6 protein-coding genes are annotated in these 13,641 nt (G+C 59.0%); 1 reads left to right on the forward strand and 5 read right to left on the reverse strand.

Annotated features, from left to right (window positions below; translation table 11 throughout):
* Nucleotides 1-8 precede the first annotated feature (8 nt).
* The 3 genes from OS189_RS05220 to OS189_RS05230 are packed head-to-tail and all read right to left on the reverse strand — an operon-like array spanning nt 9 to nt 8,395.
* Entirely contained in the window at nt 9-920 is a 912-nt protein-coding gene (locus tag OS189_RS05220) for an AEC family transporter (protein ID WP_267166232.1), read from the reverse strand.
* A 27-nt stretch (nt 921-947) separates the two neighbouring features.
* Nucleotides 948-2,978, reverse strand: a complete 2,031-nt coding sequence (gene pbpC, locus OS189_RS05225; protein ID WP_267166233.1) for a penicillin-binding protein 1C — start codon at nt 2,976-2,978, stop codon at nt 948-950.
* On the reverse strand, nt 2,975-8,395 hold the full coding sequence (locus OS189_RS05230; RefSeq protein WP_267166234.1) for an alpha-2-macroglobulin family protein: 5,421 nt from the start codon (nt 8,393-8,395) through the stop codon (nt 2,975-2,977). Before OS189_RS05230 ends, pbpC begins: the two co-directional genes overlap by 4 nt.
* A 137-nt stretch (nt 8,396-8,532) precedes the next feature.
* Here OS189_RS05230 and OS189_RS05235 point away from each other — a divergent pair, with 137 nt between their 5' ends.
* A complete protein-coding gene (locus OS189_RS05235; protein ID WP_267166235.1) occupies nt 8,533-10,713 on the forward strand; it encodes a response regulator in 2,181 nt (726 codons plus the stop codon).
* Here the strand turns inward: OS189_RS05235 and yaaA are convergent.
* Both yaaA and recQ read right to left on the reverse strand, forming a co-directional pair.
* On the reverse strand, nt 10,698-11,477 hold the full coding sequence (gene yaaA / locus OS189_RS05240; RefSeq protein WP_267166236.1) for a peroxide stress protein YaaA: 780 nt from the start codon (nt 11,475-11,477) through the stop codon (nt 10,698-10,700). The genes OS189_RS05235 and yaaA overlap by 16 nt on opposite strands.
* A 53-nt stretch (nt 11,478-11,530) precedes the next feature.
* Nucleotides 11,531-13,579 carry a DNA helicase RecQ gene (gene recQ / locus OS189_RS05245; RefSeq protein WP_267166237.1) on the reverse strand — a complete coding sequence of 683 codons (2,049 nt, stop codon included), beginning with the start codon at nt 13,577-13,579 and terminating at the stop codon, nt 11,531-11,533.
* Nucleotides 13,580-13,641: the final 62 nt, after the last annotated feature.

Consider the following 13,641-nt stretch of genomic DNA (forward strand, 5'->3'; position numbering starts at 1 on the left):
CTCCGGAGCTACAGCAGGATATACGCCCAGAAGGGCAACACCATCAGCGACAGTACCACCTGCCATGTCATAACGTCAGCATAAAGATCGGCGTCACCGCCCATCTGTTTTGCCACGATATAGCCGTTGGACGCAGCGGGTGCTGCAAACACCAATACCCCTGCAAACACTTGCGCCGAAGGCAGGCCAAGAACAACGCCGAAGCCGACAAAGATACTTGACGCCAACACGGGCCGGACAAGCGCACCAAATCCGACACGCCAATCAAACCGTGCCATCCGCCGCAAGCTTATTCCCGCGCCCACAGCCATAAGCCCGACACCCAGCGCGCCCCGCCCGATCATATCAAGAGTGTCTGCCAGCGACGCCGGAAGGGATATGCCCCCGAGATTCAGCGTCAGCCCGATAACGCATGCTTGCACCAGCGGATTGCGCATCAGCGTATTGAGGATTTTTGACACGCTTGCCTTGGAGGGGCCAAAGGACGCCAGCACAACAATGCAGGTGATGTTGATCAGCGGTATCAGGACCGCAATCGCCACGGCCATGATCGCGATGCCACCCGCCAAAAATTGTTCGGCTGCGGCAAGCGCCACGAAGGCATTCCATCGCACGCTGCTTTGAAAAAGCGAGGTGAACGCGGGGTTCCCCAGCCGCGCCTGTGGCATCATTCGCAAGGACAGCACCAGACCTGCAATCACCGCCAGAGTGCCAACCAGTGCAATGCCAAACCCGCCAAAGCGTTCAAGTGACAGATCGGAACGCGCAATCGCCAGGATCAGCGTTGCAGGGATAAGCCCGCGAAACGAAAGCGTCTCGATCGCGGCCCAACTGCCGCGCGGAATGATCCCTGATTTCGCCAGCGCATAACCCGAAGCGATGATCAACAGAAGGGGAAGGGCGGAAATTGCAAGCGACATCCGTGATCCCTGCCATCCGAACGGTGATTAGTCCAGACGGATTTCAACGCTGCTGCTTTGCCCACGCGCATCCACAACCGATATCCGCGTGAAGCCTGCGGTCTTTAGCGGCAGTAAAACATCACGCCCCCGCAGATGCGTTATCATCGGCATACCGTCCACCAGCACAGTCATCGGCAGCTTGCCTGCTTGTACCTTTAACGGCACACCAAATCCGCTACGCTGCAGAACCGCACCATCGGGTGGGAAGGTCACGACAGGCCGATCCGGATCAGCAGCAAACACCGCCGCGCGGCTGCGAAACCGCTGCAATGGTTCCGGCAGATGCGCTGTACTTTGGATTAGCGTTTCCGGTGGCGGCGCGGGAAGCGGCGCGCGATCAGGTCCAATGCGGCCGAAGGCTTCAAACACCACCGGCGCGGCAAGCGCACCACCAAACGCACCCGGCACAGGTGTACCGTCCGGGCGGCCCAGCCAAACACCCACCACATGCTGCCCGTCAAAGCCAATGGCCCACGCGTCGCGATGCCCGTAAGATGTACCGGTCTTATAAGCGATCTGCCCTGCAACGGCGCCCGCCCCGTTGGGGGGTGCGATCCCCGACAGGATGTTTGACACCTGCCATGCCGCCACCGGCGAGATAAACTGTTTTGGCAGAGGTGATTTTTTCTGTCGCCGCGCGCTCAGCTGTCTTGCTTTTCCGCCTTGGGCAATACCGGCGTAAAGCTGAACCAGATCGTGCAAGCTTATCCCGACGCCGCCCAGCGCTATTGCCAACCCTGCCTGCCCCGATGGCAGTTGCGGGTCTGCCCCAGCGCGGCGCAGCCCGGACATCAGCCGCGCGGCCCCCAGTTCATGGGTCAACAACACGGGCGGGATATTCAGCGAAAGCACCAGCGCATCCCGCACGGTGAGCACTCCACGAAACCGGCCATCGAAATTCTGTGGTGCGTAGCCGCCGAAAGACACAGGCGCATCGTTGATCAAGGTATTGGGGTGCACCAAACCCTGATCAAAGGCGAGCCCGTAGACCAGGGGCTTGAGCGTTGATCCCGGTGAGCGTTTTGCCACCGTCATATCGACGAATCCCAACGCACCGTGTGTAGAGGAAAACGCAGGTGATCCGACATGTGCCAGAATTTCCCCCGTGCCGTGATCTGCGACAATAATCGCCGCAGACACGCCAGATGCCTGCCCGGCGACCGCACGCTGTGCCAATTCTTGCATGCGACGCTGAAGTTGTCTGTCTATTGTGGTGTCAAGGCGAAGTGCAGCAGGAGCGGAGTGGCGCAACGAAGCCGCCAGATGTGGAGCGTCTTGCGGGATTGTACGCATTGATTTCGGCACGTCGGGCTGACGCGCATCAGCAATTAAATCCAGACGGGACAAAACCCGATCCCGCGCGGCACGGGCTGTTTGGGGATGGCGGTCGGGTCGGCGCACTTCCGGCGCTTGCGGAAGGGCGATCAAAAGCGCCGCTTCGGCTTGGGTCAATCGTTGCGGCTCTTTGCCGAACCACGCGAGACTTGCAGCGCGCAAGCCTTCCACCGCACCACCGTAAGGCGCGTGATGTAAATACAGCGAGAGTATTTCAACTTTGCTCAACCGCCGCTCGAGCGCTAGCGCGACACGCATCTGCCGCAGCTTGCCTTTGAAACTTCCCGTGCCGGAGTTTTCCAGAAGACGCGCGACCTGCATCGTGAGGGTCGAGCCACCGGAAACGATTTCGCCATGCCAAGCAGCTTGTGCAGCTGCACGCAGCATCGCGCGCAGATCGACACCACCATGATTATGAAACCGTTTGTCTTCATAAGCGATCAGCATCGCGATGAATTGCGGGTCAGCCTGGTCGGGTTGCATCGCAAGGCGCATCCGCCCGCCCTCTACTGCGAAGGCGCGCAGCAAGGCACCGTCACGTGCGCGCACTTCAACTGCGACTTCTGACAGAATTGGCGGCAGCACAGTCTGTGCGACCCAATCATCCAGCCTGTCCCGCCCATGCGCGGCGAGGCCAAGCAGCACAACTGCAACAGCCAGAAATGCGGCGATCCGTCTCATGGCGTGACGGTCAGGCGGCCTGTTGCTGTGTTGGCGCGATACTCGGGGCGGTACATATCAGACACCATTGCAGCAGGGTGATGATACTCCCCCGGTGAGACAGCGCGCACGACATAGGCCAACTGAAACGCATCGCTGCCGCTGTGATCAACTGCCGCCAGAAAACGATCCGCGCGGAATTCGACGTTTTGCGGGTTGGCCGGTTTAATCCAGTCCAGCGCTTTGATGGATGCACTGTTCAACAGGTTGGGATTGTCGATCTCGAACCCTCCGGGCAGTGGATCATCTATCATCAACCGTGCACCGATATCATCAAACGGCCTTATGTCCAGCACGGTCACCCACCGCGTACCGGAGGCGACCGGCCCTGAGACCGCCTCTCCTTCCATCGTGAAATAGCGGCGCGTTAGGGCATAGCCATAGCCTCCCGCATCAGGTGCTACCTCTGGCACGCCATAGGCGGTGAGCGTGATATCCGTGGGCGTATCAGACACGTTGCGGACCATCGTTGTTTGGGGATCGCGGTCGCTAAGCTTGCGCACGAGCGGACCGCTGACCGGCGTGCCATCAACCTCCATCCCGCTGTTGCCCGCCGGGGCGACATCCAGCGCATGGGCGGCAAGCACAACCTGCGCCGCTTCCTGCGTCGACAGATTGCGGCTTGCCTGCATGGATTGTGCAAGCGCTTCCAGATTTACCTTCTCGCTGCCCGCTTCTGCGGCGAGTTTAAGAACCGCTGCGCGATCACGAAGGTCACTGCCAAAGTCGTCGCGCCATTGGTTGCGGTCTGTGGGGGTCAGCAGCAATGCGCCAGCGCGAGCAAACATTTTATCCGCCCGCACGGGATCGCCATAAGCTGCCAGCGCCGCGCCAAGTTGTGCAGCAGCCATCGGGGTCGCGAATGCCGCGGCTTTGGTGTCGGCATAGTATCGCAAATCACCCATTTGCGCGGCACCGGCACGGGTCAGCACCAGCAGCGCATAAGCGATATCCTCGCCGCCCTTGTCAAAGTCAGGCGCAAAGTTGACACGGTTGCGCAGGTTATCCAGCGCCGATGATACCGCGCGCTGCGGCACCGGATGGCCCTGCGCCTGAGCGCGCCACAAGAAATCTGTCACATACGCGTCCAGCCAGAACGCCCCCGTATCGGGGTGCCACATGCCAAACGCACCGTTAGAGGCCTGTCGCGCCAGAACGCGGGCAATCCCCTCTGCGATCTTTTCATTGATCTCCGACGGGCTGCCGATACCGGCGCTTTGGGCCAGATCGCCAAGATACAGCAGCGGCAGGGATGCTGATGCAACCTGCTCGGTACAGCCATAGGGATAGCGATCAAGCTGGCGCAGCAGCCCCGGAACGTCAAACCGTGCCAATGGTCCGGCAGTCAACGTAGCGCTGGCGGTGCCTTCACGTAAACCGGACAGAACCGCATTATCGAACGTAAACGTCTCACCCGCGCCAAGCGAAAACCGTCTGGTTGTGGCAATCTCGGGATCATTGATGCGCACCGGAAGGGTCAGCACGCGCTGCAACACCGTGCCATCCGGCGTGGTAAGTTGCACAGTGATCCGGTGATCACCAATTTCGCGGGCAACAAGGTCCAGCGGCAACCGCAATGTGCCGCTTTCGGTGATGTTCACCACGGCAGGGACAGCCCCCATCGCGATGCCTGCATCCGCGAACACATCCAATTTCATCACACCGCTATCCCCGCGCGTGTGGACCATTTCCAGCAGCAAGCGGCTTGTGTCTTGCGGCGCCAGCAGGCGTGGCAGACTGGCGGTGATCACGACAGGATCGCGCGCGACCACGTCGCGGGTTGCGTTGCCCACGCCGCTCTCGCTCCACGCGACAGCCATCAGCCGGATTGTGCCGTTGAAAGCAGGACGCGTCACCTCAACCACCGCGCGGCCCTCGGCATCCACAGCGACCGGACCGCTGAAAAACGCCATCAGCGCTTCGGTAGGTGGTGGGGATTGCAACTGCGCCGACAGGGCTGCATCACCACCCGAACGGACGCTGCCCATGGCGCCGCTCAATCCATCAATCAATCGCCCATAAACATCCCGCAACCCGACACCCAGACGCCGCTGGCCAAAATAATGCGCAGACGGATCAGGCACCGCAAAATCTGTCAGGTTCAGGATACCGACATCAACCGCAGCCAGCGTGAGGTAGGCTGTCTCACCCTCGGCAATACCCGTAACCTGAACAGGAACGTGCAAGGTCGCTGCCTGCCCGTCAACTTCTCCTGCAGGATCCAGCGTAACGGTCAGTTGTTTTGCGGCGGGGCGCACAGCCGCATGGGCCAGTCCGAGGCTTCGCGCAGGATTAAGGTCCTGTTGTGCGTCCATCGGCCGGATCACAGAGGCGGTCACATAGGCGCTGCTGCCCCAGTCTTCGGTCACGGTAAGGGGGATGACCGTTTCACCGGCCTCCACACGCAGGCTTTGCTGTTCGATCACACGGTTCGACAACACCGCGATTTCTGCAACTCCGGACTCAGGTGCAACAACCCGCAGTTGGGCAGTATCGCCAACGCTGTATGTCTCACGGTCCAGCGATACAGCGAGGAAATCAGGCGTGGCCGACGCATCATCGCCACCGTACCAGCCCGATGCGACAGAAACCGAGGTTACCGCATAAGGTGCGCCCAGATGCTCTACCACCAGTTCGTACTGACCCCATTGTGTCGGCACGGACAGCGGCGTCGGCTGCTCTGACAGTGAAAGCTCGCCACTGTCTACACGGATGCGGCGGGTGATCGGCTCCCACGCCCAGCTTCCGCCGTTCTGATACCACTGGTATTGCGTATCGACGCGGTTAAAGGTCCAGCGCACAGGCATGTTTCCCTGCGTCGCAATCAGATCAAATTGCGCTTCTGCACCTTCGGACAGCACATCTTCAAACGCCGGCTTGATCCCGATGAGCGGCCCCTGCGGCACCAGCGTACGGGTCAGCCGCTGCTCGACAGGGCGGCCCGACCCTTCGGCAACGCGCGTTGTGATTGCCAGCTCCAGCGGCTGGCTGGGCAGTTCATCAACCTGTGGCATAATCAGGGACAATTGTGCCTGACCCTGCGCATCTGTTCGGACAGGATCGATATAGTTTGTTCGCGTGTCGAACCGTTCATCGTGGCGCCCGAACAAATAGTTTTGATAGGCGTCCAGACGGCGTGTGGTGCGTAGGCGCGCTTCGCCCTCAACAGCAAGGTCGGCAGCAGGTGCGCCGAACAGATAGCGCGCATCGACTTGCAGCGGCGGCGTATCGCCAAGTGCAAGCGGGGCATCGGGCAGCGTCAGATCAAATTCGATCCGGTCCGGCAGAAAGTCTTCGACAAGGATGGTCTGCGATGACAGCGGCCCCTCTGCGGGATCGGCAATAATGTCCAGACGCCACGCGCCACGCGGTGCCTGTGCGCCAATCGGCATGGCAAACACATGCCCCCCCGCAACCGCATTTGCGGTTAACATGCGGCTGTATTCCGCACCGTCAGGGCGTTTCAGCACAGCAACCAGCGGCAATCCGTTAATTGCGCGCCCTTGGGTATCGCGGGTCAACACCGTTGCATATACGGTTTCTCCGACGCGATAGGCCCCCCTGTCGGTGGTGACAAACGTGTCAATCGGCGGGGCAGGCGGCCGGCCCTCGACGCCACGATCCGACAGGTCGAATTCAGGCTCGGTAAGCGACAGGAAAGCTGCATCCCCGTCAGGCTCCTGCGCCATCAACAAGGCAGGCGCCGCAGCCCCGCCGCCACGGGTCAACCCGCGGGGGAAATGTGCGCGGCCCTGCGCATCGGTCACCACCTCACCCAACACTGCGTTTGCGCGTGAGATCAGGCTGAGTGTCACACCGGCGAGCGCATCGGCACTGCCCAGACTGCGCACCGTGACGTGCAACCCGTCTGTGCCCGACATCGTGCTCAGACCCAGATCGGTCAGAATGAACCACTGGGTCGCTGCGGGATTGTCATAAGGATCAGCGCCTTTGATCCCCGCTGTCAGCGCGTAAATACCGGCCGGTTGATCTTTCAGCGCATCACCCAGCGGCAGGCGGGTGGTCATTGCCGTATTCAGCGTATTTTGCACCTCGCCTGTACCGCTCCAGATATCCTGTGCAATCGTTGCGGCAAAGCGGTCCTCCTGATATTTGCTCAGCGGTTTGCCAAAATAACTGTCCTGCATCGCGCGCAGCAGGTTCCTGTCGCTGACACGGCGCAACTGTAGCTCGACACTGTCGGTGTTTACGGTTTCGACAGGCAGCGCCGCCTGCGTACTGCGCGGCAACACATATGCACGGCCAGAAAAGCGGACAGATGGGTCACGGTCACGCACATACAGCGTGACTGGAACATCCTTGTGCAGAACTTCACCACTTGCGGCAGGCAGCCCTGCGCGGAAGGTTGCGGTATAACGCGCGCCATGGGAAACACCGTCGATGCAGATTTCGCGCTCGCCCGCTTCTACCACCAACGAGGTGTTTTCCAGCCGCACAAAGGGTTCATAATCGGTGCCTGCCTGTAACAGCTTTTCAGAGAACTCGGCGCAAATGCGTGGGCGGGCGCTGTTATTGTCCACACGGGTTTGCGTAATGCGAAAGCCGTATTTACCAATCGCGGTGTCCAGCGCTGCTTGCAACTCCTCCCGCGGTTCCAGCGCTACCGCCAGGCGCAAGAGCGCGATCATCTCGCGGCCCTGCCCGTTTGCCTCCAGCGCGCGCGCCATCAGGTCAAGCGCGTTGACCTGTTCGGGCCGAGACTCCGCCCGTAGATAGGCATTGAGCGCTGCGGGAACAGCCTCACGCTGCAAGCGCTGCGCGAGATTGCGGGGTGTATCGCCGCGCGGCCGCAGGCCGAGCCATGCCAACTGCGCCCAAAGATCGCCGCGATCTGTCAACGCCACCGCACTGCCCGCCCAGCGCGCGGCGGAGGGGATATCACCACGGGCAATCGCCGCGTTCATGGCAGAAACAGCATCCTCAACCGTGATATTGCCCGTCTGATAACGATCCGCGTTGGTTTGGACCAATTGCGCCGCTGCATCAAAATCGGAAGGTTTCAAAAAAATCATTTCGGCGCGCCGCTCTGCTGCAACAGCTTGGGCGACAGCGGGTGTGACCAGCTTTCGCGCGGATAGAGCGCCCTCGAAAAATTCGACCTGTGTTATCGCAGATTTGGGAAAACATGCGTTCGAGCGGGTATTGAACGTGAACGCCGTACAGGCAGATTGCGCAGTACAGGCACGCGCGCAGGCATCGCGCGTTGTTTCAAACAGCGGGCCGAGATCAGCGCCATAAAAATCGGCATCCTGCGTATAAACGTAGCGATGATCCGGCAGCGCCTGCTGCGCTTGCACACCTGCAACAGTCGCTGTCAGCCAGATCGCGACACCCGCCACCATTTGCATAACACGCATGACAGAATCCCCTAATTTGCCAGTTATCGGCAGCGTGACACGCGGGACGGCAGACAGGCAAGGGTGCTGATGTTAAGCTGAAATTTACCTCCATCGGCGCACAAGTGGGTTTGCACGATGCGACCAATGAGGAATGGATGAGCCTGCAGCAAAAACTCACCGAAGAGCGGCGCGGTCGTTTGGCGGCAGAACGGATGCTGGAGCTGAAGAAGGCAGAGCTTTTTGCTGCAAATCGCAAGCTGGGCCGTCACGCAAGGCAGCTTAGCGATGAAATTGTGGACACCCGTGCGCTGGTGGAAAGCATGGGCGCGGAGAATCGCAAGGTAAAATCCGATCTGCACGCGGCGCATGAAAAGATCGCGGTGGTAGAGCGACGCCTGTGGCACTCTATCGAGACAATCAAGGACGGGTTTGCCTTTTTCGACGGCGACAACCACCTGATCATGGCCAATCAGGCCTATCTGTCGATCTTTGACGGGCTGGAAGTGATCAAGACGGGAGTAAACTTTGTCACAATTTTACAGGCGTTGACGGATGAAGGGATTATCAATCTCGGCGGCGTGGAACCGGCAGCGTGGCGGCAGCGGATGATGAACAGGTTCCAGCAGCAACAGCCCGAACCCGTAGTGATCCAGCTGTGGAACGGCAATTACGTCAAGATGGTGGACCAGCGCGGCCCCAGCGGCGATGTCGTCTCTCTTGGTCTCGATATCACTACGACTGTGCATTACGAACGGGAGTTGAAGGCCGCGCGGGAACTGGCAGAAGCGGCCAACCGCGCCAAATCCGCTTTCCTTGCCAACATGAGCCATGAAATACGCACCCCGATGAACGGTGTCGTCGGCATGGCTGAGTTGCTGGACGATACCGTTTTGAACGAAGAACAGCGCCTTTACACCCAAACCATCAAGAACTCCGGCGAAGCACTGCTGGTCATTATCAATGATGTGCTTGATTACTCCAAAATCGAAGCGGATCGCCTTGAACTGCACAACGCCCCCTTTGATCTGGAACGTGCCTGTCAGGAGGTGATTATGCTGCTTCAGCCCATGGCTCATGACAAAGGGCTTGAGCTGTTGCTGGATTATGACCTGTTTTTGCCGACCGATCTGGTCGGGGATGCCGGACGGGTCCGGCAGGTGTTAACCAATTTGATCGGCAACGCGGTAAAGTTCACGACAGAAGGCCATGTATTGATCCGCGTCACGGGGGTTGCCGATGCGGAAAAAGGGCAGGTTGCCGTCCATATCGCGGTTGAGGATACGGGCATCGGCATTCCCGAACACATGACCAGCCACATTTTCGGCGAATTCAATCAGGTCGAGAACGAGCGGAACAGACAGTTTGACGGCACTGGCCTCGGGCTTGCGATCACCAAACGTCTGGTGGAGTTGATGCAGGGTGAAATCTGGGTCACGTCCGAAGAAGGGGTCGGGTCATGTTTCGGTTTCCGCATCGAAATGGTGGCGAATGGTGATCTTGATGTGGCCTATCCTTCGCTGACCTCCGTTATGCGGCGGGTTATGGTGGTGGATGATATCTCGGCAAATCGCGAGATACTTGAGCGGCAGCTGGCGCAACTACAACTCGAAACAATTGGAGTTGCCTCTAACGAAGCAGCACTGGCCGCGCTGGATCATACAATTGATATGGTAATCAGTGATCACAAGTTGCCCGATGTCGATGCGCTTTCGCTAGTCACCGCGATCCGTTCTGGTGGCAATGATGTGCCTTTGATGTTGCTCAGCGCGAGCCATGTCGGCCTAAAAGAGGATGCGCGTGCAAACGGTTTTGCCGCGATGCTGCAAAAGCCTATTCCGCGACGCGCCTTGTTTGATACGTTGAAACAAATCGCGCCCGAGAAAAGACCTGAGGTTGATATCCCGCCTTCGGCAATCTTGCGCAAGATGCGCGTGCTCGCCGCGGAAGACAACCGGACCAACCGGCTGGTGTTTAGCAAGATGATCAAATCACTGAACATCACGCTTGAGTTTGCGGAAAACGGAGAAGAAGCCGTATCACTTTTCAAAAGCTTCAAGCCCGATCTGGTGTTTATGGATATTTCAATGCCCCGTATGGATGGCAAAGAAGCGACCAGGGCAATACGCAAAATCGAAGCTGGCACAGGCGGGCACGTTCCTGTCGTGGCGATGACCGCCCATGCCCTGCCTGACGATGACAAATCGATTTTGCAGGCGGGGCTTGATCACTACCTGACCAAGCCGCTGCGCCGCGCGGCTATCGAAGAACACATCCTTCTTGCACAACCCGATAGGACGCTACCGATCCTTCCGACAGAGGATCAGGAGGCTGGATAGGGGCGCAAGAAGACAGGCGTGTCCGGCTTTGACAACTCCGGCGCGTGGGCGTACCCGCCGATATCAAAATCCAGGATACCTTCGGCGCTATTGATACGCTTTTGCACGATAAACCGGGCCATGGCACCGCGCGCTTTCTTGGCAAAGAAGCTTACGATTTTGGGGCCTTTGCCGTCGTTTTTATCTTCCATAAATTGTGGCGTGATGACCCGGAGTTTCAGCGTTTTCAGATCAACCGCGCCAAAATATTCCTGACTGGCGCAATTCACCAACACATCACTACCGGTCTTTTCAGCCTGCACATTCAGCGCTTTGGACAAATCGCTGCCCCAATAGTCATACAGGTTCTTCCCCCGCCGCGTCTTGAGCCTGCTGCCCATTTCCAGACGGTAAGGCTGTATCGCATCCAGCGGACGCAATACGCCATAAAGACCGGACAGAATTCGAAGGTGATCTTGCGCATAGGCCAGTTCATCCGCATCAAGACTGTCCGCTTCCAATCCCTGATAGGTATCGCCTGCAAACGCCAAAGCGGCAGGGCGCGTGATTTCAGCCTCGGGTGCCTCCTCAAACTCCTTGAAACGATCGCGGTTCAGCTTGGCCAGATCGTCGCTGAGCGACATCAGTGATTTCAAATCACCCAGAGTCAGATTGCGCGCGGTTTTAACCAAACGCATGGCATCTTCCTGAAAATCAGGTTCAGTCACAGCGACATCACGTTCTGCCCAATCCAGCCGCTTGGCCGGTGAAATTACAACAAGCATATCCGCTCCTCTTATCTGTTCGCGGACCTAGCCCGCGCCGCCTGTCTGACCAGTTATTCTACGTCCCGCAGAATTTCCAGAAATGCCGCGCCAAAGCGTTCGGCACGTTTTTCGCCCAGTATCCGTTCGATGCCTTGCGCGTCCGCGCTGCGCAACTGGGCCACTTTTGCAAGCAAGGATGCCGAACAACTCAGCGGCTTTTCCGTGCCCATTGCCCCGCGTGAAAGTTCGGCCTGCTTTTCAAGCAGTTGATCATACAGCCCACCCGCATCACGCCCGGCCAGTTTGCGGCGTTGCGGGTGCATCATTTCAGCCTCACCGTTGATGACCTCCAGAAACGCTGCGCCGTAGCTGTCCAGTTTTTTCGCGCCAATTCCACTCACGCGTGCCATCTGGTCCAGATTGGTCGGCCGTGTCTCGGCCATTTCGATCAGCGTCCGGTCGGTAAAGATGATATAAGCAGGCACTTTTGCCGCCTCTGCCAGTCCGCGCCGCTTGGCCTTGAGCGCGCTCAGCAATGGCGCGTCTTCATCGTTCACCATCGCTTTAACAGCAGGTCGGCGTGATGATGATCCGGCCGCCTTGATACTGTCACGGCGCAGGGTAATTTTTGCCTCGTCGCGCAAAATTGGCAGGGCCGCATCCGTCATCCGCAATGCGCCGTGGCGCGCCGGATCGGGACGCACCAGATCACGGCCCATCATCTGACGGAACACCGCCTGCCATTCGGGTTTGGAGTATTCAGTGCCGACCCCGTAAGTGGGCAGTGATTGGTGGCCGCGCTGCTTTATCTTGTCTGTTTCATTGCCGAGCAGAATATCAATCAGGTGACCGGCGCCAAACCATTCCTCCGTGCGCAACATCGCGGATAGGGCTTTGCGCACAGCTGTGGTGCCATCAAACGTTTCAACCGGAGTATCGCACAGATCACAGCGGCCGCAGGTAACCTCGCTTTCGTCAAAATACCCCAGCAGGGTTTTACGCCTGCATTCAAGCGCCTCTGCCAACCCCAGCAGTGCGTTCAGCCGCGCGTGATCTGCGCTGCGACGTTCGGGCGGGGCAAGCCCTTCGTCAATCTGGGTGCGGCGCAGGCGTATGTCTTCGGGGCCGAACAATGTAAGCGTTTCCGCAGGGGCGCCATCACGACCTGCGCGACCAATTTCCTGATAATAGGACTCTATGCTCTTGGGCAGATCGGCATGGGCAACCCAGCGAATGTCAGGTTTGTCGATCCCCATGCCAAAAGCAACAGTTGCCGCGACGATCAGCCCGTCTTCCTGTTGGAATTTCCGTTCGGCGATCCGGCGATCTTCTGCCTCCATCCCGCCATGATAGTGTATCGCCCGCTGACCCGCATCGTTGAGCGCGCGCGAGATGCCTTCGGTTTTGGCCCGTGTGCCGCAATACACAATGCCCGACTGCCCCCGCCGCGCGGCAGCAAAGTTCAGTATCTGGTTTCGGGGGCTATTTTTGGCGGCAAACATCAGGTGGATGTTCGGCCTGTCAAACCCACGCAGGAATGCGGTGGGGGCCATACCGTCAAACAGTTTCTGGATGATCTCGGCTTGCGTCTCTGCGTCTGCGGTGGCCGTGAACGCCGCCAGCGGTACGCCCAGCGCGCGTTTCAACTCTCCGATGCGCAGATAATCGGGGCGGAAATCATGGCCCCATTGGCTGACGCAATGCGCCTCATCCACGGCGATCAGATTGACTCCGACCCGCTTGAGCATTCCAGTGACAGAACCCGCTGCCAATCGCTCGGGCGCCATATACAGCAGCTTCAGTGTTCCAGCCTCAAGCCCCTCCCATACGGCATCTGTTTCTTCGGGCGTGTTGCCAGAGGTCAGCGCACCCGCGCCAACGCCGGCTTCCTGCAATGCACGCACCTGATCGCGCATCAACGCAATCAGCGGCGAAATCACCACTGTGACCCCTTCGCGCATCAAGGCCGGAAGCTGGAAGCAGAGGGATTTGCCCCCGCCTGTGGGCATGATGGCAAGCACGTTTTCGCCAGCGGTCACCGCCTGCACGATCTCTTCCTGACCCGGACGGAAACCATCAAAGCCGAATACATCTTTTAGCAGCGAAACGGCGCCGGACATGGACAAGACCTGAAGTTGGGAAAAGCAGCAGGTGCAGACTCACATATCCCCAAAGGGGGGGC

This window comes from Sulfitobacter sp. F26169L (genome assembly GCF_026410285.1).
GTDB lineage: Bacteria > Pseudomonadota > Alphaproteobacteria > Rhodobacterales > Rhodobacteraceae > Sulfitobacter.

Excerpts from the sequence above, each read along its gene's own strand:
- OS189_RS05230 (WP_267166234.1), bottom strand. The coding sequence starts at position 8,395 with ATGCGTGTTATGCAAATGGTGGCGGGTGTCGCGATCTGGCTGACAGCG.
- OS189_RS05235 (WP_267166235.1), top strand. The coding sequence starts at position 8,533 with ATGAGCCTGCAGCAAAAACTCACCGAAGAGCGGCGCGGTCGTTTGGCG.
- OS189_RS05220 (WP_267166232.1), bottom strand. The coding sequence starts at position 920 with ATGTCGCTTGCAATTTCCGCCCTTCCCCTTCTGTTGATCATCGCTTCG.
- pbpC (WP_267166233.1), bottom strand. The coding sequence starts at position 2,978 with ATGAGACGGATCGCCGCATTTCTGGCTGTTGCAGTTGTGCTGCTTGGC.
- yaaA (WP_267166236.1), bottom strand. The coding sequence starts at position 11,477 with ATGCTTGTTGTAATTTCACCGGCCAAGCGGCTGGATTGGGCAGAACGT.
- recQ (WP_267166237.1), bottom strand. The coding sequence starts at position 13,579 with ATGTCCGGCGCCGTTTCGCTGCTAAAAGATGTATTCGGCTTTGATGGT.